This window comes from Roseococcus thiosulfatophilus, assembly GCF_017311575.1.
Lineage (GTDB): Bacteria > Pseudomonadota > Alphaproteobacteria > Acetobacterales > Acetobacteraceae > Roseococcus > Roseococcus thiosulfatophilus.
In genome coordinates this window covers 1-19054 of sequence record NZ_JAFFQY010000063.1, presented here as the reverse complement: position 1 = coordinate 19054, position 19054 = coordinate 1, and the positions used below count along the sequence as shown (strand labels likewise).

Sequence of the window (19054 nt, the reverse complement as noted above, 5' to 3'; positions counted from 1 at the left end):
CCTATCCCTCCCCGCCCTGGGCGCGGTGGAAGCGGCCCGTGCGGCGCCAGCGCTGGATCTTGCCGTCATGGCCGAGCAGCACCTCGAAGCTCGCGATCAGGTCCTGGGTGCGGGGGATGGATTTGTGCTCGATCATGTCGATGCCGATGGTCCAGCCATGCTCGCCCGGATCGAGGCGGCTGACCGTGTCGGGCGGCAGCCCCGTGATGGCCGCCATGTCGCGCTTGGTGCGCTCGATGATCTCGGTGAGGTCCATGGGCGTGCTCCGGGTCAGTATTCGAGGATGATGCGGGGGCGCTGCGGGGGCGCGGGCGCAACGGCAGCCGGCGCCTCCTCCGCGCCGCGCATGCGCCGCTGCAGGACGACCATGCGGGCCTCCACCTGCGCGAGGCTGCTCATGGCCCCCGCGCGCTGGCGTTCCAGCAATTCGATCTGGCGGGTCAGCCGCGCGCGGCGCTGCGCGTTCAGCGCGAATTCCGCGGCCACCGCCTCCAGCCGGAATTCATGCGTGTCATGGCGGGCGAGGCGCGTGCCGCGCCTTGCGTTCACGCGCAGCGGGCGGGGCCTCATGCCACACCCCCGAAGCGCGCATCGCGCCGCGTCGTCGCGGGCGGGCAGAAATGCTCGATGAGCTTGATGAGCATCTGCCGGTGGCGCGGATCGGGCTGGCCACCCACCCCGGGCTTAAGCCGGCTGCCCAGCAGGTCGAGGCAGAGCTGCACAAAGTCCGGGTCATCCGCGCTGACGACGAGGCCCTGCACCGCCGTCATCCGCGCGATCATCAGGCTCGCGCGCAGCGTGGGGCGCTGCGTGTATTCGCGGGAGCGGCGGAAGTCGCGCACCATGTCCACGATGGCCGCCGCCTCGGGCAGCGGCAGGCCGGAGCGGGCGGCGGTGACCGCCACCTCGGTCGCGCGGTCGAAGCCGTCGAGGTCGAGCGTCACCATGCGGTCGAGCAGGGCGTTCTGCGCCTCGTGCGCGCCCACATGGTCCACGGGGTTGGAGGTGAAGATGGCGCGGAACTCGGGATGCACGCGCGTGTAGGTCTCGCCGCGGCCGGCCTTGGGCAGCACCAGCATGCGCTCTTCCAGCACCGTCAGCAACACGTTGTTGGCGGCGGGCGGCGCGCGGTTGAACTCGTCATAGACCAGCGTGCAGCCCTCGGTGCAGGCGACGGTCAGCGCGCGGTCGAGCCACATGGGCTCGCTCTCCACCTTGGTCACGCTGGTGATGTACCGGTCCACGACGCGGCGCGAGCGCGTGCCGCTTTCGCCGCCCACCAGGCGGCGCGTGTCGAAGCTGTCATCGCCCACCAGCAGCACGACGGGGCGTTCCAGCCGTTCGGCGAGGTGCAGCGAGAGCGTGGTCTTGCCGCTGCCGGCCGGCCCTCGGAAATGCACGGGATAGCCGCCTTCGAGGTAGCGCAGGCTGCGCTGCACCAGCGCCTCGGTGGCGTCGGTGCTGACGAATTCCGCGCCCGCGCGCAGTTGCAGCGTGGTCTCGCTCTCATTTTCGAGCGCATCACGCGGCGGCGGTGGGGCCATGACGGCGCGCGGCCGGACGAGCGGGGAAGGACGCAGGGACATGGCGCTCAGGCTCCGCCGAGTTCGAGGGTGACGCCGCGGCGCCAGGCGGCGCGCGACCGGGCCAGCAGGGCGGGCTCCGCCGTCCATTGCCGGTGAGTGTCGGTGATGCGGGCGAAGCCCGGCGCCAGCGCGGCCCAGAGGGCCGGGGCCCAGGCATCCTCGCCCGCCTCGTTGAAGGCGAGGCCGGGTGCGGCCCCCAGCAGAGCGCCGGCGATGTCGCATTCCTGCTGTTCGATGGCGCGCGTGACCTGGCCCGTGGCGGCGAAGGCCAGGGCCGCGCCGAAGCCATAGGCCTGGGCCGCCGCGACACCCAGCGGCGACGCGAGCCGCGCGCCGAGGGCCCGCAGCAGCCGCGCCAGGATCACCGGCGAATGCGGCGCGGCGCCGGAAAGCACCTGCGCGTCGGACCAGGCGATCCCGGGGCGCAAGGGGGCCTCCGGCGCATCCTCGCAGGGGGCGAAGAGGGCGAAGACGAAATCCGCTGCGGGGAAGGGAGGCGGCGCCACCAGCCCCGTGGCCTGCGCGAGCGCGGCCCAGAGACGCTCCAGCGCGGCATGCGCGGCCTGGATCTCGGGTTGCAGCACGATCTCGGGCCGCAGCCCGTCGCGCAGCCGCACGCGCAGCGGCACGCCCACCAATTCCCGGAACCGGGTCGGGAGGGTCACCTCCACGCTGCCGGTGCCATGTCCGGCGGATCTGATTCGGCGGGTGCCAAGCTCCATGGCGGAACGTCCTGTCCTGCTAGCAGAAGACCTAGCAGCGCGCTCCTTAACGGCCGGTGAAGCCGAAGCCCGGCCACAAAAAAGGGCACCGGCGAACCGGTGCCCCCAGGCGCGCGGCGATGCGGACCGCGTCAGCCGTTCAGCTCGTGCAGGAAGGCCGAGAGCACGGCCTTGTACTGGTTCACCGTCTCGTTGATCTCGTATTTCAGCCTGGCGGCGTGGACGATCAGCTCGGCCGGCGAAAGGTCGGCATCGTCCAGCGAGAAGCCGGCCGTCAGGTCCATGCGCGGGTCATAGCCCTCGAAGAAGGCCAGCGCCTCGTCCAGGCTGTCCACCACGGCCACATGGAACTGGTCGCGCGCGCCCTCGCCCTTCTGGAAGACGCGGATATCGGCGACGAAGCGTCCATCCTCGGTCTGGTAGAGGTTCAGCTCGTGCCAGAGCGGCGTGCCCATGCGGTAGTTGCTCTGGAAGCCGAGCTGCCGGCCGGAGAAGGAGATGGGCCGCGCGCCCGACTTTTGCAGGGTGAACATGGTCCCGCCCGAGACACGGGCCGAGAGCCGCGGATCGGCGGCGATGGGCATGCTGGGGCGTTCGCCCACGGGCTCATAGACGTTCATGACGTTCACGGGTGGTCTCCTCGGTCAGGGCCGGGCGCGGTGCCGGCGGGGGTGTGGTGCGGATGGGGCGCGGGGCCGAGCACGGCCTCCAGCAGGGCGTGCCAGAGGCGACGCTGGGCGGCGGCGGCCTCCAGCAGCGCGGCCGCGTTGTGCCCCGCATTGGGCGCGTCGGTCAGCGCGTCCAGCGGCAGGGGCGGCAGGGGGTCGTGCGCGGCGAAGGCGGCGCGCGCCTCCTCCGGGGTTTCGCAGGGGAAGGCCCAGCTGCGCTCGGCCAGGCCATCGAGGCGGGCGCCCTGGCGGATGGCGGCGACCAGCCCGCCATCCTCCCGCTCATAGACCGCCACCTCGTGCCAGCAGCGCGGCGCCGTGCCGCGGTTGCCGGCGCTGAACAGCAGGCGCCCGGCGAAGCCCAGCGGCCGCTGGCCGTGCCGCGGCAGCAGCATGTGCAGGAAGCCGCTGGGCTCGGGCGGTGGCGCGGGCGGCTCCGGCGTCAGCCGGACGGCGATGCGGTCCTGGAGCATGGCGGTCAGAGGCGCTTGATGAAGATCCAGACGCCCTCGTCGATCGAGGTGGACTTCATGTGCACGCGCACCTTGGAGGGCTGCATCTTGTAGTCGAAGGCGTATTCGAACATCGCGTTGATCGAGCCTTGCGCCACGCCCTGCTGGAAGCGGCCCTGGAAGAGGTGGCCCTTGGTGCAGGGCGCCACGTCGTTGAAGAAATTCTTGCCCACCACCTCGCCCGAGGTGCGGCCGGTCAGGCCCGCCTGCATGTTGTTTTACTTCAGCACCCGCCCCGTGCGGTCCACCAGGATGGCGCCGAAGGGCAGCCGGTCGAGGCGCGCGGGGTCCTGCGAGACGAGGTTGTCCACATGGTCATTGCCGAACTTGATGAGTTCCATGGTCCTGGGTTCCTTGGATGGGTGGTGTTCAAGCGCCCTGGTCGAGGTGCAGCAGCATCTCGCCCAGCAGCGACTGGTACTGGCGGATGATGTCGTCCGCCCGCTGGCGCAGCGTGGCCGCACGGAGCGTGATCATGGCGGTGCTGAGCGTGCGGTCCGCGCAGTCGAGGTCCACCTGCAGGTCCGCCGTCGGGTCGAAGGCGATGAGCCAGGCCATGGCCTCCTCCAGGTTGGGGAAGAGCTCGGCGCGGTGGATGTCGGTGCTGCCCTCGGCCTTGCGGAAGGTTCGCAGCGCGACCGCCACCTCCTCCTGGTCGTGGCGATAAAGGGCGATCTCGTGCCAGGCCTCGGTGCCCGGGGCCCAGCTGTTGCCCTCGGCCAGCAACTCCCCGCGCAGGCGCAGCGGACGGCCGCCACTGACCTGCAGCGTGACCGATTGCGGCTTGCGCTTCAGCCCGCGCGTCGGGGCGGGATCGGGCGCGTCATGCGGCACGGCGTGGGCGGCACTCATGATGGAGGGTCTCCGTGTTTTGGCACCGCGCGGGGCGCCAGGGCCGCCCACCTCGTCGCATGGCCGCCGTGAAGATGCGGTTAAGCCCGCGCGCACCCCCGCCTTAACCGCGCGTCAACGCGCAGGCCGCCAAGGTCGTGGGCAGGAGGATCCCGTTATGGACAGCATGGCCGCGCCGCTTCCCCTGCCCGCGCTGGAACGCCTGGAGGCGGGCGATGGTCAGGTTCATGGCGCCGCGTGTGCGCGCCTCCAGCTGCTGGATCACCGCCTTCTGATTCGCCTCCGTGGCGCGCCAGGTCAGGGCGGCAGCGACGCCCACCAGAACCACGGTGCTCCCGAGTACCACGCGCAACGTGAGGCTCAGATGGTTCGCGAATGAGGCGATGCGGCGCAGCATGGGGTCTTCCTCGGTCTCTCGATGCAGTATCCGATGCCGAGTTGAAGATTTGATGAGCGGCGCCGCGCCGCGTCAGCCGGGCCGAAATACGCCACGGGCGGCAAGGTCACGGTTGGCCGCCAGCTCCGCGCGCAGCGCCGTCATCAGCGCGTCGGGGCCGGAGGCCAGCACGTCAACATCGGTCTCGCGCAGGCGCCGCGCCGTCTCGGGATGCGCGAGGGCCTGCGCCAGCGCGTGGCGAAGTTGCTCCACCAGCGGCGCCGGCGTGCTGCGTGGCGCCAGCACGGCCCACCATTCCGCAGCCGCGAAGCCCGGGGCGATGGTCGCCGACAGGGTGGGCAGGTCGCGAAAGGCCGGCGACTGCTCCGGCGAAGAAATCGCCAGCGCCCGCAGCATGGGATTGGCGGCATGCGGCCGCCACGTGCTGGTAGGCATGAACATCGCGTCCACTGTGCCGCTCGCGAGGTCCGCCAACGCCGGCCCGGAGCCGCGATAGGGAATGTGCAGCATCTCGACTCCGAGCTGGGCCGAAAGCCGCTCCATCGCCAGATGTTGGACAGAGCCGAGCCCGGATGAGGCGTAGCTCAGCGGCGTGCCGCGCGTGCCCAGCAGCGCCGCGAAGGCGGCCGCGTCTGCGGCGGGAAGCCTCGCCGGCACGACCAGCACCATCGGCGTCCGTGCGGCCAGCATCACCGGCGCGAAATCGGCGATCGGATCGTAGGGCAGCGTCGGCACGAGGAAGGGTGTGGCGACATGGCCGGAGATCACCAGGCCGAAGGCATGGCCATCCGGCGCGGCGCGGGCGATCGCCTCGGTTCCAGGGACACCGCCGGCGCCCCCGCGATTCTCGACCGTGACCGGCTGTCCGAATGTCTCGGACAACCGTGGGGCGAGCAGGCGCGCCAGGATGTCCGTCGTGCCACCCGGCGCGAAGGGAACGATGAAGCGCAGCGGCCGGCTCGGCCAGGCCTGCGCCGAGGCCGGACCTGCGAGCGGGGCCAGGACAAGACCCAGCAGCGAGCGCCTTGCGAGCGGGCTCATTCCGCACGGATCCCGGCGGTGCGGATGATGTTGCCGAGGGTCTGCACCTGCGCGCGGACGAAATCCCCGAAGGCGGCCGGGGTGGAGGTCAGCACCTCGATCCCCGCTTCCTCCAGCCGCCGCGCCACGTCGGGGTCGCGCATGGCGGCGGTCAGCGCCGCGTTGAGCCGGCCGACGACATCGGGCGGCGTCGCGGCCGGCCCCATGATGCCGATCCATTCGCTGACGTCGAAGCCCGGGAAGCCCGATTCCGCCACCGTGGGCACCTCGGCCAGAAGCGGCGCCCGGACCGGCCCGGTGACGGCCAGGGCCCGCAGTCGCCCCGCCCGCACCTGCGGCGCTGTCGAGGCCAGCGCGGTGACGACCATCGGCACATGGCCGGCGACGCCATCGTTCAGCGCGGGGCCGGCACCGCGATAGGGAATATGGGTGATGTCGACGCCGGCGCGTATCTTCAAAAGCTCGCCGGCCAAATGTTGCGACAGGCCGATCCCCGGCGACCCGTAGGAGATGCTGCCCGGCCGCGCCTTTGCCGCCGCCACCAACTCGGCGAGCGTCCGCCACGGTGTCGAGGGATGCACGGAGATCACATTCGGCCAGCGGGCCAGAAGGTTCACCGGTGCGATGTCGGCGACGGGATCGAAGGGCAGGCCCTGCATCAGCGTGGCATTGGCCGCATGGCTGCTGCCAATCAGGCCGAAGCTGTAACCGTCACTCGACCGGATGACGGCGTCGGCGGCCGGCACACCGCCGCCGCCGCCACGATTCTCAACCACGACCGGCTGGCCGAGCAGGCGGGAGAGCGGTTCCTGAATCATCCGGACCGTTGCGTCGAAGGCACCCCCGGGAGGGACGGGGAGGATGATCCGCACCGGCCGGCTGGGCCAAGTGCCTTGGGCGAATGCGTGCCCGCCTAGCGCCGCGGCGGCTGCCGCAGCCACGAGATACCGACGATGGATCATTCGCATTCCTCCCTTGGTGGCCCGTGATCGGGCCTTCCTCGGGTTATGGCAGCAAGGTGCGTGCCAGCCTCCGGCAGGGTGGTTCAGCGCACCCCCATCGCCTCGAGCTTCCGATAGAGATGGGAGCGCGAAATGCCAAGATCGGCCGCCGCGCGCTTCTTATTGCCGCCGGCCTGCGCCAGGGCGCGGCGGATCAGCGCCTCCTCCATGCGGGACGTCGCCTCGGGCAGGCGCTCGGCGCCGCTGGCCGCCAGGGTGGTGGCGGTCGCGGTGACCAGCGTAGACGAGGGCTCGATCGTATCGAAATCACCGGGGCGCAGCGTGCTGCCCTCGGCGAAGATCAGCGCGCGTTCCAGTGTGTGCCGTAGCTGGCGGACATTGCCGGGCCAGGAGCGGGCCATCAGCATCGCCTCAGCCTCCGGCGATATCTCGGGTGGCCGGCGGCCGTGCAGCTCCGCCAGTTCCCCGAGGAAGTGCCGCACCAGCTCTGGAATGTCCTCCGCATGGTCGGCCAGCCGCGGCACCTCCAGCGACACGGTGGCGATCCGGTAGTAGAGGTCGAGCCGGAACTGGCCTGCATCCACCATGGCCTTGAGGTCGCGGTTGGTGGCAGCGACCAGGCGGAAATCGACCGGGACGGGACGATCGCCGCCCACCGGCTCGACCACTCTTTCCTGCAGCACCCGCAGCAGCTTGGCCTGAACCTCGAGAGGCATATCGCCGATCTCGTCGAGGAACACGGTGCCGCCATCGGCCTGCTCGAAGCGGCCCTTACGGCCTCGCCGCTCGGCGCCGGTGAAGGCACCAGGCGCATAGCCGAACAGCTCGCTCTCCACCAGGCTGGCCGGTAAGGCCGCGGCATTGACCGCCACCAGCGGGCCAGCGCGGCGCGGCCCCTCGCGATGCAGGGCGCGGGCGACGAGTTCCTTGCCGGTCCCGCTTTCCCCCAGGATCAGCACCGCGACATCGAGCGGCGCGACCTTCGCGATGCGAACGCGCAGCCGCTCGATCGCGGCGCTCCGACCGACGATCGCCGAAGCAACCCCGCCGCGGCCACGCAGCGCATCGGCCTCGCGGCGATAGAACGCCACTTCGCGCTCCAGCACGTTGACGCGCTTCGCCAGGGCCTCGACCTGTTCGGGTCCCTTGAACATGACCCGCCCGATGGCGCCGACCACGACACCTTCGCGCCGTATGGGAACGCGCGACACCACCCGGTCCATCCCGCGCATACGCTGAATCTCGCCGACTTCCGGCTTGCCCGACCGCAGCACCTGAGGAAGGCGGGTATTCTCGATCACCTCGGTCACGGGCCGGCCGATCGCCGAGCCGGACTCTAGGCCGAAGAAGCGCTCATGCACCGGCGAGAGGTACGCGACGCGTCCCGCGCCATCCACGATTGTCATTGCGTCATGCGGGTCGGTAACGAGGTGATGCAGGACATCCCAGGCGAAATCGACGGCGAACAGGAAGGTGAGCAGCGCCTCGCCCGGCGGATTGCTGACCAGCACGGCTTCGCCGGCGGCGCCAAGCGGAACCAGGATGGCCAGTAACTTGCGGTCCCGCTCGGGCTGCAAGGGCGTTATCCGGCGCTGGCGGAGCCCGAGACGCCATTCACCATCGCTCAGCAGCATCCGAAGGCGGGGCTCCGCCGCGCTGCCGAGTGCCGTCAGCAGACGCCCGGCTGCGTCGAACAGCGCGATGCCACTGACCCGTCCTGGAATGGATGCCTCTGCGGCCATGCGTGTCCTCCCTTGGGACACATAGTAACAGAGATGTCCGCCGGCGAACACGGGTGGGACACACATGTCCGCGCGGCCCGCCCGCAAAGCGCCGGCGCTCCCACAGGCAGGGGCTGGCACGCAAATTGATGGGATGCGGGCTAGAGGAGCCATCCACGTGTCCGCCAGAGCCCGAGAAGAAACCCTGCCGATGGACGGCCTGCCGGTGGTCACACCCGGCCGTGGATTCGCCTTGCTGGATGGCATCCGGGTGCTCGACCTCACCGGCTCCATCGCCGGGCCCTACGCGGCGATGCTGCTAGGGGACTTTGGTGCCGATGTCGTGAAGGTGGAACGGCCGGACAGCCCGGATGACGCCCGCGGCTGGGGCCCGCCCTTCCTGGTGGAGGAGAGCCTGTGGTTCCTGGCGGTCAACCGCAACAAGCGGGCGATGGCGCTGGCCAGCGATGACACGGCGACCCAGCATGCGCTGATCGCCGCGGCCGATGTGGTCCTGGTCAGCCAGCCGCCCCGCGTGCTGGAGAAGCGCGGGCTGTCCGCCCGGCAGATCCACGCCATCCGCCCGGATGCGATCCATGTGGCGATCACCGGCTTCGGCCTCACCGGGCCGCGCGCCGACTGGACCTGCTACGACCTGATCGCGGAAGGCCATGCCGGCATCATGGACCTGACCGGCGCGCCGGACGGCCCGCCCCAGAAGGTCGGCGCGCCGGCGGCCGACCTGCTCGCCGGGCAGGACGCCGCCATGGCGACCCTTGCCGCGCTGCTCGACCGCGCCCGCAGCGGGCGCGGCCATGCCATCGACGTGTCGCTGGTCGAGAGCATGACGCGCTTCCTGGCCTGCCGCATCGTGCCCTATCTCGGCTCCGGCGAGGTGCCGCGACGCTCGGGCGGCACCGACAGCGTGATCGCCATCTACCAGGCTTTCGAGACGGCGGATCATCCGATGACGCTCGGGCTCGGCAGCGACGCCATCTGGCAGCGCTTCTGGGATGCGGTGGGCGACCCCGCGGCCGGGGCTGCCGAGGCGCATGCGACGAACGCCCTGCGCCGGGCCGACCGCCCCGCCATCGTCGCTGCGATCCAGGCGGTGCTGCGCACACGGCCGCGCGCGCATTGGCTGCGCATCCTCGCCGCCGCGCGCATTCCGGCCGGGCCGATCAACCGCGTGGATGAGGTGGCGGCCGATCCGCTGCTGGCCGAGCGCGGCCTGTTCTTCGCGCTGCGCGATGGCGCGCGGCTGGTGCCGCAGGTCGGCACGGGGTTCCATCTGGACGGCGCGGCGAATGTGCCGCGCCGCGCCCCGCCGCGGCATGGCGAACACACACAAGAGGTCCTGCGGGACTGGCTTGGGAGGAATTGAGTGCGCTTCACCACCATCATCTATGCCGAGGACGGCCCGGTCGGGATCATCACCCTGAACCGGCCGGAGGACGGCAACATGTTCACCGCCGCCACCTGCCACGAGCTGCGCGACTGCATCGAGGCGGCGCGGCGGGAAACCCGCACCCGCGTGCTGGTGCTGACCGGCGCCGGCGAACGCTTCTTCTGCATCGGCGGCCGCAAGGACGGCATGGAGGACACCACGCTCTATGCCGGCACGCTGCCGACGCTCGAGATGTATGAGGCGATCGAGAAGTGCCAGAAGCCAATCATCGCCAGCGTCAACGGCTTCGCGGTGGGCGGCGGCAATGTGCTGCAGATGGTCTGCGACGTGACCATCGCCAAGGAAAGCGCGGTGTTCCGCCAGGTCGGCCCGATGATGGGCAGCTTCGATGCCGGCTACGGCACCTGGTATCTCGAAGACCTGGTGGGCAAGAAGCGCGCGAAGGAGATCTGGTTCGCCAATCCGAAGATTCCGGCGCGCGAGGCGCTGGCGATGGGGCTGATCAACAAGGTCGTCCCGGATGCCGAGCTGCGCGAGGCGACGCTTGCCTGGGCGCGCGAGATCGCCGAGCGCGGCGCCTTCGCGCTGGCCAGCGTCAAGGCCGCCTTCCATGCGCGGTCCGGCGGCGTCGCCGGGCTGTCGCGCATGGCGCATGACCTGCTGCTGCGCGCCTATCTCGACAGCGAGGAAAGCGCCGAGCTGCGCGAGGCCTTCGCGGCCAAGCGCAGCCCCGACCCCACGAAGTTCGGCCGCTGACGCATGGTCGCGCGCTTTCTTACCCTGCATCATCCGGCTGCCGCCCGACGCTTCCACGACAGCGGGCTGTGGCGCGCGGAGACGCTCTATGGCCGCGTGCTGGCACAGGCGACGGCGCGGCCCGGGGCGCCCGCGGCGCGCGACGGCCGCCACGCCCTGAGCTGGGGGGCGCTGCTGGCCTGGGTGGACGGGGTTGCCGCCGCCTTCCGCACGCTCGGCCTCGCGCCGGGCGATCGCGTGTCGCTGTGGATGCCGAACCGGCTGGAGGCTGTGGTGGCCTTCCTCGCCTGCTCGCGTGAGGGGCTGGCCTGCAATCCCTCGCTGCACCGGACCTACACGGCCGATGAGGTGGCGTCGTTGCTCGGCCTGCTCGAAGCCCGGGTGCTGGTCACCGATGCGGAGCGGAGTCCTGATCCGGTGGCGCGCTTCGGCGGGCTGCCGGGGATGCGCGCGGTCTGGACGGCCGAGACCTTCCCGCAACCCGGCGAGGCGCCGGAAGCGCCGCCGCCGGATCCCGATGGCGTGTCCTACCTCGCCTTCACCTCGGGCACGACCGGGGCACCGAAATGCGTCATGCATTCGGACAACACGCTGCTGGCCAATGCGCGCGACCTGGTGCGCGACTGGAGCCATGGCCCCGCCGCCATCCTGCTGACGCTCTCGCCGCTTTCGCACCACATCGCCTGGGTCGCGGTGGCGCAATGGCTCGTCGCCGGCTGCACCCTGGTGCTGGACGACCCGCCGCCGGGGCAGGGGCGGCTCGACTGGCTGCTGGAAAGCGGCGCCAGCTATGTGATGGGCGTGCCCACCCACGCCATGGACATCCTGGCGGAGCAGCGGGAACGTGCGCTGCCGCGGCTGGGGGCCGTGCGCACCTTCTACATGGCCGGCTCGCCAATTCCGCCGGCGCTGGCGGAGGCTTTCGTCGCGCAGGGCATCCGCCCGCAGAACGTCTACGGCATGACGGAGAATTCCTCGCACCAATACACCCACCCCGATGACCCGACCGAGGTTATCGTCGCCACCTGCGGCCGCGGCGGGCGCGCCTATGAGGCGGCGGTGTTCGACCCCAATGACCGCGACCGCCCCCTGCCGCCCGGCGAGGTCGGGGAGATCGGCGGCCGGGGCGCAGCGCTGATGCTGGGCTATCTCGGCAATCAATCCGCCACCGAAGCCTCCTTCAACCGTGCCGGCTGGTTCATGTCGGGCGATCTCGGCGTGATGGATGCGGATGGCAACCTGGCCGTCGTCGGGCGGCTCAAGGACCTCATCATCCGCGGCGGCCACAACATCCACCCTGCGCGCATCGAGGCGCTGGCCATCCGTCATCCCGGCGTGGCGCGGGCCGCGGCGTTTCCGGTCGCCGATGAAAGGCTGGGGGAACGCGTCTGCCTCGCCATCATGGGCGATGCCGATCCGCGCGCGCTGCTGGATCACCTCGCGGCGCAGGGGCTGTCGGTCTACGACATGCCGGAACGCTTCGTCCGCCTGGATGCCTTCCCGCTGACGGCGAGCGGCAAGATCCTGAAGCGCGAGCTGGCGGCGATGGCCGCACGCGGCGACATCACGCCGCAGCCGGTCCGCCATGTCCGCAAGGAGGTCGCATGACAGCCGAGGCGGTGGTGCGGCTGGAACGCCGCGGCGATTGCGCGGTGCTGACGCTGGACCGGCCGGCGGCGCTCAATGCGCTGTCCTTCACGATCCTGCGCGAGCTTGCGGCGCGGCTCGACGCCATCGCCGTGTCCGATGTGCGGGCGCTGATCGTGACCGGCGCCGGCGCCCGCGCCTTCTGCGCCGGCGCCGACATCCCCGAACTCCGCGGCCGTGACCTGATGGCGCAGAAGCGCGGCGCGGAGCTTGGCCAGGCGGTGTTCGCGCGGCTGGATGCGCTGCCCATGCCCTCCATCGCCGTGATCAACGGCTTCGCCTTCGGCGGCGGGCTGGAACTGGCGCTGGCGTGCTCCATCCGGCTCTGCACCGCGAATGCGAAGATGGGCCTGCCGGAAGTCAAGCTCGGCCTGATCCCCGGCTATGGCGGCACGCAGCGCCTGCCGCGCGTCATTGGCCCGGCGCGCGCGTTGGAGATGATCCTGACCGGCCGCAGCATCGGCGCCGAGGAGGCGCTGCGCTTCGGCCTCGTGACCGAGATTGTCGAAGGCGATCCGGTGGAGGCCGGGCTGGCCTGCGCCGCCCGCTTCACCGGGCACAGCCTGCCGGTGATGGCACTGGCGCGTGCTGCCGTTGCGCGCGCCGCCACGCTGCCGCTGGCCGAGGGGCTGGCGGCGGAGGCGGAGCTCTCCACCCTCGCCTACCGGCTAGAAGACGCCGAGGAGGGCATGGCGGCCTTTGTGGAGAAGCGCCGTCCGGCCTTCGCCGACCGATGAGCGGCACCGTAATCGTGACCGGCGCGAGCCGGGGCATCGGCGCCGCCGTGGCCGCGGCGCTGCTGGGGCAAGGCTTCGACGTGGTGGGCCTGTCGCGCAGCGGTACCGCCCTGGCCGGGCGCGGCATCGCCTGCGACGTGACGGACGAGGCCGCGCTGCGCGGCGCCATCGCCGAGGCCGCGCGGGGCCGGCGCCTGGTGGGCCTGGTGAACAATGCCGGCGCGCACCGCGCCCATCCCAGCGCCAGCCTGCCGACGCCCGAGTTCGAAGCCGTGCTTCGCCTGGACACCGTTTCGGTAATGATGGCCTGCCGCGAGGCGCATCCGCATCTGGTCGCGGCCGGCGGCGGCACCATCGTCAATATCGGCTCCTTCTTCGACCGGCTCGGCGTGCCCGGCAACCTTGCCTATTGCGCGGCCAAGGCCGCCGTTGCGGCGATGACGCGCGTGCTGGCGGTGGAATGGGCGGCCGAGCGCATCCGCGTACTGAACGTGGCGCCGGGCTACATCGAGACGGACCTCAACCGCGACTTCCTCGCGCAGCCCAAGACACAGGCCTGGATCGCGCGGCGCGTCCCGCTGGGCCGGCCGGGCAAGCCGGAGGAGGTGGCCCGGCTCGTCGCCCTGCTGTTCGACCCGGGCCTCGGTTTCCTGACGGGAGAAACGATCACGATGGATGGCGGCCAGGGGATGAATCACTGATGGGGGTTTTCGAAAGACTGGCCGCACGGCGCCGCTTCACCGAGGACGAGGCGATGGTGCTCGACCAGGTCCGGCGCCTCTGCACCGATCAGATCGCCCCGCGCGCCGCGGCGCTCGACCTCTCGGGCGAGTTTCCGTGGGAGGGAATGGCAGCGCTCAACGCGCTCGGCCTGAACGGGCTCTTCGTGCCGGAGGAATATGGCGGCGCCCCGATGTCCTATCGTCTCTACCTTGAGGTGGTGGCGGAAATCTCGGCGGCCTGCGCCTCGACCGGCATCGTCTATGCCACGACCTTCCACGGCATGAAGCCGCTGATCGACCTCGGCACGCCCGAGCAGAAGGCGCGACTGCTGCCGCGCATCGCGGAGGGCGGGCTCGGCGCGCTGGCCATCACCGAACCCTCCGCGGGCTCCGATGCCACGGGAATGAAGACGCGATTCACGCCCGATGGCGACGACATCGTAGTGGAGGGCGGGAAAATCTTCATCTCCAACGGCGATGTCGCGGACCTGCTGCTGGTCTTCGGCAAATGGGCGGGCATCGAGGAGGCGAAGGCCGCGATCTCCGTCTTGGTCATGGAGAAGGGCAGCCCTGGCCTCTCCGTCGTGCGGCTGGAGGACAAGATGGGCCATCGCGCCGCCTCCACCGCCACGCTCGCCTTCGACCGCGTGCGCGTGAAGCGCGCCAATCTGATCGGCGCCCCGGGCGAGGGGCTGGCCATCCTGCTGGCCTCGCTCAACAAGTCGCGCCCTTCGGTCGCGGCGCATGCCCTGGGCATCGCGCGTGCCGCCTTCGCCGACATGGTGGGATACATGAATGACCGACGGCAATCCGGCCGCCGCATCATCGACTTCCAGGGCAACCAGTTCACACTCGCCGACCTCGCGACTGAGCTCGCGATGATCGAGGCCTGGATGGACCATGTGGCCGCCCTGGTGGAGGACGGCGAGACCGATTTCGGGATGGAGGCGAGCATGCTGAAGCTGCGCGCGACCGACCTGGCCATGAAGATGACGACGGAGGCGGTGCAGATGTTCGGCGGCTACGGCTATTGCCGCGACTACCGCGTGGAGCGGCTGATGCGCGATGCGAAGATCACCCAGATCTGGGAGGGCACGAACCAGGTGCACCGCCAATTGATCGGCCGGAGCTTCGCGGCGCGATGAGCAGCATCCAGAAAGTGGGCGTCTGCGGCGCTGGTGGCACCATGGGCGCGGGCATCGCCATCGTTGCCGCCCGCGCCGGCTTTGAGGTCGTCCGCCAGGACCTCAGCGCAGCAGCGCTGGAACGCTCGATGCGGGACACCGCGGGCTTCTTCAGCAAGTCGGTCGAGCGCGGCAAGATGACGGCGGAGGCACGCGACGCAGTTCTCGCCCGCATCACCGACACGACGGCGCTCGACGGTCTCGCCGGCTGCGACCTGGTGATCGAGGCGGTGTTCGAGGAGCTGTCGGTGAAGCAGGCGCTGCTGCGCGCACTGCACCCGCTGCTGCCCGAACATGCCATCATCGCCTCCAACACCTCGACGTTGTCGATCACAGAGATTGCCTCGGGCTGCGGTCGCGAGGATCGGGTGGTCGGCATGCATTTCTGCCTGCCTGCGCAGATCATGAAGCTGATCGAAATGTCGCCCGGCGTGAACACCGCGCCCGAGGTGTTCCAGGCCGCCTGGGATTGGACGCTGGCCGCCGGGCAGCAGCCGGTGCGCACACAGGACAAGCCGGGCTTCATCCTGAACGCCCTGCTCGTGCCCTTCAACAACGACGCGATCCGGCTGGTGGAAGCCGGCGTGGCCGCGCCCCCGGATATCGACGCCGCGATCAAGACGGGGCTCGGCTACAGGATGGGCCCGCTCGAATTGATCGACCTGATCGGCCTCGACACGCAGATCCGCCTGTCCGAGGCCTTCTACCCGGTTACGCTCGATCCGCGCGCGGCGGCGCCGCCGCTGCTGCGGCGGATGGTGGCGGCGGGGCGGCTCGGCCGCAAATCGGGCAGAGGCTTCTTCGATTACGGCAAGCCCGGGATGTACGGCGCATGAACCACATGATCCTTGGCGGGCCCTCCCGCAGCTTTCCGAAGGACGATACCTTCCTGGCCGCCGCAGTGCCGGAGGCCGATGTTCTGGTGCTGCTGCGGCGGGCCCTGCACAGCGATGCGCGCGGCCGCGTCGCCACGCTCGTCGAGCTCGACCAGGACAGCCTGGGCGAGCACACCGGCGAGCAGGATGGCGAGGAGGGTGGGACGGTGCTCGGCTTCGCGCGCTGGCGCAATGGCGATGACCCGCCGTCAGCGCTCATTGAACTTGTGGTGCAGAAGAACAGCGCGCCGGAGGCGATCGCCGCCGCCCGCGCGGTGTTCGAGGGCGCGGGGCTCACCGTGGCACTCTGCACAGACCAGCCCGGCCGCATTCTCGACCGGCTGCTGCGCCCGAAATACAACGCCGCACTTCGCTTCCTGGACGAAGGGCTGGCGACACAGGCCGACCTGGACCTGACCTGCCGCCTCGGCCTTGGCTATCCGGATGGGCCGATCGAGCGGCTGCTGCGCGGCGGGCTGCACCATCACCATGCTGCCTCCGCGGCGCTGTTCGAGGCCTTCGGCACGCCGGGCTACGCCCCGGCGCGGCGCGCCGTCGTGGCCGCCCGCCGCCGAGCGCGCGGCGGATGAAGGGCGCGCTGGATGGCGTCCTGGTGCTGGACTTCTCCACGCTGCTGCCCGGGCCGCTCGCTACGCTGATCCTGGCCGAGGCCGGTGCCGAGGTGATCAAGGTGGAACGCCCAGGCCGCGGCGACGAGATGCGCAGCTACACGCCGCGCTGGGGCGCGGACAGCGTGAACTTCGCCCTGCTCAACCGCGGCAAGCGCAGCCTGGCGCTCGACCTGAAGGATCCCTCATCGCGCGCCGTGCTCGACCCGCTGATCGCGCGCGCCGATGTGGTGGTCGAACAGTTCCGCCCCGGAGTGATGGAGCGGCTCGGCCTCGGCCACGCCGCGCTCGCCGCGATCAACCCGCGGCTGATCACCTGCTCCATCACCGGCTATGGCCAGGACGGGCCGAAGCGGGACGTGGCGGGGCACGACCTGAACTACCTCGGCGATGCCGGGATGATCGCGCTGTCGCATGGCGATGGAGCGCTGCCGGTGGTGCCGCCGGCACTGGTCGCCGACATCGGCGGCGGCGCCTATCCGGCGGTGATGAACATCCTGCTGGCGCTGCGCCGGCGCGACGCCACCGGCCAGGGCTGCCACCTGGACATCGCCATGGCCGAGAACGTGCTGCCCTTCCTCTATTGGGCGATCGGCGCGGGCCTCGCCACCGGGCAGTGGCCCGGCAACGGCACCGACCTCGTCACCGGCGGCACGCCGCGCTACCGGCTCTACCCCACGGCGGATGGGCGGCTGGTCTGCGCCGCGCCGATCGAGCAGAAATTCTGGGAGGCCTTCCTGGCCACGCTGGGGCTCGGCGCGGCCGAGGTGGATGACGCGGGAGATCCCGCCGGCAGCGTGGCGCGCATCGCCGCGCTGATCGCCGCGCGGCCGGCCGCGCATTGGCGCGCCGTCTTCGCCGCCGCCGATTGCTGCTGTTCCGTCGCCGCGACGGTCGAGGAGGCGATGCAGGACGCGCATTTCCGCGCACGCGGCGTCTTCGCCCGGCGCCTGCGCGGGGCGGATGGCGCCATCCTGCCGGCGCTGCCCGTGCCTGTCGCGCCCGCGCTGCGCGCCGGAGCGGAGGAGGCGGCAGCACCGATCCTGGCATGAGCGGCGCCTTGCCAAGGGAAACCCCCGTTGCCGTCCTCGGCGCCGGCACGATGGGGGCGGGCATCGCCCAGGTTGCCGCGGCGGCAGGGCATGAGGTGCTGCTGTTCGACCAGCGGCAGGGCGCGGCCGAGTCCGCGCAGCGTGGCATCGCCGAAACCTTCGCGCGGCTCGAGGCGCGCGGCGCCCTGGCCGGCGCGGCGGCCGCGGCGCAACGCCTGCGACCCGTCCCGGATCTGGCCGGGATCGGCGCCGCGGGGCTGGTGATCGAGGCGATCATCGAGGACCTTGGCGCCAAGCGCGCGCTGCTCCGCGCGGCCGAGGCGGCGGTCGGACCGGCCGCGATCCTGGCGACCAACACCTCCTCCCTCGCCGTCGCGGCGATCGGCGCGGCGCTGGCCCGGCCGGGCCGCTTCGCCGGGCTGCACTTCTTCAACCCGGCCCCGGTCATGCGCCTGGTCGAGATCGTGCGCGGCGCCGCGACGGAGGACGAGGTGGCCCAGATCCTGACGGCGACCGCGCGCGGCTGGGGCAAGGTCGCCGTCGCCGCGCGCGATACGCCGGGCTTTATCGTGAACCGCGTGGCGCGCCCCTTCTACGGGGAAGCGCTGATGCTGCTGGAGGAAGCGGCGCTGTCGCCCGAGGCGCTGGATGCGGCGATGACCGGCGCCGGCGGCTTCCGCATGGGCCCCTGCGCGCTGATGGACCTGATCGGCCATGACGTGAACTTCGCGGTGACCCACAGTGTCTGGGAGGCGACCTTCTACGATCCGCGCTACCGGCCGAGCGGCGTGCAACGCGCGCTGGTCGATGCCGGCTGGCTCGGCCGGAAGGCAGGGCGCGGCTTCTTCCGCCATGAGGCGGCTGCTGCGCCGATGCCGAAGCCACCGGCGGGAAGGAAGCTGCCGGACGTTCTGCCCCTGCCCGGCGGGGGGGTGCTCCTGGAATCCGATGGCCGCAGCGCCGCCTGCCGCGCGGCGGCGTTCGGTGCGCCTGTGGTGCTGCGCGACGGGATCCTTGGGGCAGGCGGCGGTATCGCGATCGCCGGGCCGGAGGCGCTACTGCCCGCGGCGCGCGAGAGCCTCGCGGCGGAGGGTTGGATTGCATTGCCCATGCCGGACCTGCCGGGACTCGTCGTGCTGCGCACCGCGGCGATGCTGGCGAATGAGGCGCGCGAGGCCGAACGCCTGCGGATCGCCAGCCGCGACGATGTGGATCTGGCGTTGGTCCAGGGGCTCAACCACCCGGTCGGTGGATCGGGATGGATCGCGGCCTTCGGCGCCGCGCGGCTCCGAACCACTCTCGAAGCCCTGCGCGACCATTATGGCGGCGACACGCGGTACCGCGTGTCGCCGCTGCTCGAACAGCCATGAGGGCCGCCACTGTCACCGCCTTCGGCCCGCCGAAGGGCATCGTGCTGCAGGACTGGCCCGAGCCGGTGCCCGGTGCCGGCCAGGCGCTGATCGAGGTCGAGGTGGCGGAGGTGAACTACCCTGATCTGCTCGTGGTCGCTGGCCGTTACCAGGTACTGCCGCCACTGCCTTTCATTCCCGGCAAGACGGCCGTCGGCCGTGTGCTTGCGCTAG

At 71.1% G+C, this 19054-nt stretch carries 24 protein-coding genes; 11 read left to right on the top strand and 13 right to left on the bottom strand.

The window, feature by feature from the left end; translation table 11 throughout:
* Position 1: 1 nt before the first annotated feature.
* From gvpO to JTN19_RS18045, 13 genes are all read right to left on the bottom strand, one after another.
* Positions 2-256 carry a gas vesicle protein GvpO gene (gvpO, locus tag JTN19_RS18100; protein ID WP_206935543.1) on the bottom strand — a complete coding sequence of 85 codons (255 nt, stop codon included), beginning with the start codon at positions 254-256 and terminating at the stop codon, positions 2-4.
* Positions 257-270: 14 nt separating this feature from the next.
* A complete protein-coding gene (locus JTN19_RS18095; protein WP_206935541.1) occupies positions 271-570 on the bottom strand; it encodes a hypothetical protein in 300 nt (99 codons plus the stop codon).
* Positions 567-1586 (bottom strand): gas vesicle protein GvpN, encoded by a 1020-nt coding sequence (gene gvpN, locus JTN19_RS18090; RefSeq protein ID WP_242531267.1) that lies wholly within the window; start codon positions 1584-1586, stop codon positions 567-569. The genes JTN19_RS18095 and gvpN overlap by 4 nt, the downstream gene beginning before the upstream one ends.
* Before the next feature lie 5 nt (positions 1587-1591).
* Positions 1592-2251, bottom strand: a complete 660-nt coding sequence (locus JTN19_RS18085) for a hypothetical protein (protein WP_206935539.1) — start codon at positions 2249-2251, stop codon at positions 1592-1594.
* 188 nt (positions 2252-2439) lie between these two features.
* Entirely contained in the window at positions 2440-2937 is a 498-nt protein-coding gene (locus JTN19_RS18080) for a hypothetical protein (protein WP_206935537.1), read from the bottom strand.
* Positions 2934-3449 carry a hypothetical protein gene (locus JTN19_RS18075; protein WP_206935535.1) on the bottom strand — a complete coding sequence of 172 codons (516 nt, stop codon included), beginning with the start codon at positions 3447-3449 and terminating at the stop codon, positions 2934-2936. The genes JTN19_RS18080 and JTN19_RS18075 overlap by 4 nt, the downstream gene beginning before the upstream one ends.
* Before the next feature lie 5 nt (positions 3450-3454).
* The gene (locus JTN19_RS18070) at positions 3455-3700 is read right to left on the bottom strand and encodes a PAS domain-containing protein (protein WP_206935532.1); all 246 of its coding nucleotides are present in this window, start codon (positions 3698-3700) and stop codon (positions 3455-3457) included.
* Positions 3701-3706: 6 nt separating this feature from the next.
* Positions 3707-3829, bottom strand: coding sequence for a hypothetical protein (locus JTN19_RS20460; protein ID WP_278008843.1), 123 nt, complete (start codon positions 3827-3829; stop codon positions 3707-3709).
* A gap of 28 nt (positions 3830-3857) precedes the next feature.
* A complete protein-coding gene (locus JTN19_RS18065) occupies positions 3858-4340 on the bottom strand; it encodes a hypothetical protein (RefSeq protein WP_206935530.1) in 483 nt (160 codons plus the stop codon).
* Positions 4341-4443: 103 nt separating this feature from the next.
* Positions 4444-4737 (bottom strand): hypothetical protein, encoded by a 294-nt coding sequence (locus tag JTN19_RS18060; protein WP_206935528.1) that lies wholly within the window; start codon positions 4735-4737, stop codon positions 4444-4446.
* Positions 4738-4809: 72 nt separating this feature from the next.
* Positions 4810-5778 (bottom strand): Bug family tripartite tricarboxylate transporter substrate binding protein, encoded by a 969-nt coding sequence (locus JTN19_RS18055; RefSeq protein ID WP_206935526.1) that lies wholly within the window; start codon positions 5776-5778, stop codon positions 4810-4812.
* On the bottom strand, positions 5775-6740 hold the full coding sequence (locus tag JTN19_RS18050; protein WP_206935524.1) for a tripartite tricarboxylate transporter substrate binding protein: 966 nt from the start codon (positions 6738-6740) through the stop codon (positions 5775-5777). Before JTN19_RS18050 ends, JTN19_RS18055 begins: the two co-directional genes overlap by 4 nt.
* Before the next feature lie 83 nt (positions 6741-6823).
* On the bottom strand, positions 6824-8482 hold the full coding sequence (locus tag JTN19_RS18045) for a sigma-54 interaction domain-containing protein (protein WP_206935522.1): 1659 nt from the start codon (positions 8480-8482) through the stop codon (positions 6824-6826).
* Positions 8483-8639: 157 nt separating this feature from the next.
* On the opposite strand from JTN19_RS18045, the gene JTN19_RS18040 reads away from it, so the two are divergent.
* The 11 genes from JTN19_RS18040 to JTN19_RS17990 all read left to right on the top strand — a co-directional run.
* Positions 8640-9845, top strand: a complete 1206-nt coding sequence (locus JTN19_RS18040; RefSeq protein ID WP_340643364.1) for a CaiB/BaiF CoA transferase family protein — start codon at positions 8640-8642, stop codon at positions 9843-9845.
* Entirely contained in the window at positions 9846-10625 is a 780-nt protein-coding gene (locus tag JTN19_RS18035) for an enoyl-CoA hydratase-related protein (RefSeq protein WP_206935520.1), read from the top strand.
* 3 nt (positions 10626-10628) lie between these two features.
* Positions 10629-12233 carry a class I adenylate-forming enzyme family protein gene (locus tag JTN19_RS18030; protein WP_206935518.1) on the top strand — a complete coding sequence of 535 codons (1605 nt, stop codon included), beginning with the start codon at positions 10629-10631 and terminating at the stop codon, positions 12231-12233.
* Entirely contained in the window at positions 12230-13009 is a 780-nt protein-coding gene (locus JTN19_RS18025) for an enoyl-CoA hydratase/isomerase family protein (protein ID WP_206935516.1), read from the top strand. The genes JTN19_RS18030 and JTN19_RS18025 overlap by 4 nt, the downstream gene beginning before the upstream one ends.
* Entirely contained in the window at positions 13006-13710 is a 705-nt protein-coding gene (locus tag JTN19_RS18020) for an SDR family NAD(P)-dependent oxidoreductase (RefSeq protein ID WP_206935514.1), read from the top strand. Before JTN19_RS18025 ends, JTN19_RS18020 begins: the two co-directional genes overlap by 4 nt.
* Positions 13710-14876 carry an acyl-CoA dehydrogenase family protein gene (locus JTN19_RS18015; RefSeq protein ID WP_206935511.1) on the top strand — a complete coding sequence of 389 codons (1167 nt, stop codon included), beginning with the start codon at positions 13710-13712 and terminating at the stop codon, positions 14874-14876. The genes JTN19_RS18020 and JTN19_RS18015 overlap by 1 nt, the downstream gene beginning before the upstream one ends.
* The gene (locus JTN19_RS18010) at positions 14873-15751 is read left to right on the top strand and encodes a 3-hydroxyacyl-CoA dehydrogenase family protein (RefSeq protein WP_206935508.1); all 879 of its coding nucleotides are present in this window, start codon (positions 14873-14875) and stop codon (positions 15749-15751) included. The genes JTN19_RS18015 and JTN19_RS18010 overlap by 4 nt, the downstream gene beginning before the upstream one ends.
* Positions 15748-16380 (top strand): 3-hydroxyacyl-CoA dehydrogenase family protein, encoded by a 633-nt coding sequence (locus JTN19_RS18005; protein WP_206935506.1) that lies wholly within the window; start codon positions 15748-15750, stop codon positions 16378-16380. The genes JTN19_RS18010 and JTN19_RS18005 overlap by 4 nt, the downstream gene beginning before the upstream one ends.
* A complete protein-coding gene (locus JTN19_RS18000) occupies positions 16377-17471 on the top strand; it encodes a CaiB/BaiF CoA transferase family protein (RefSeq protein WP_206935504.1) in 1095 nt (364 codons plus the stop codon). Before JTN19_RS18005 ends, JTN19_RS18000 begins: the two co-directional genes overlap by 4 nt.
* Positions 17468-18841 carry a 3-hydroxyacyl-CoA dehydrogenase NAD-binding domain-containing protein gene (locus tag JTN19_RS17995; protein ID WP_206935503.1) on the top strand — a complete coding sequence of 458 codons (1374 nt, stop codon included), beginning with the start codon at positions 17468-17470 and terminating at the stop codon, positions 18839-18841. The genes JTN19_RS18000 and JTN19_RS17995 overlap by 4 nt, the downstream gene beginning before the upstream one ends.
* On the top strand, positions 18838-19054 hold a 217-nt coding region (locus JTN19_RS17990), incomplete at its 3' end, for an alcohol dehydrogenase catalytic domain-containing protein (protein ID WP_408901889.1). The genes JTN19_RS17995 and JTN19_RS17990, both read left to right, overlap by 4 nt.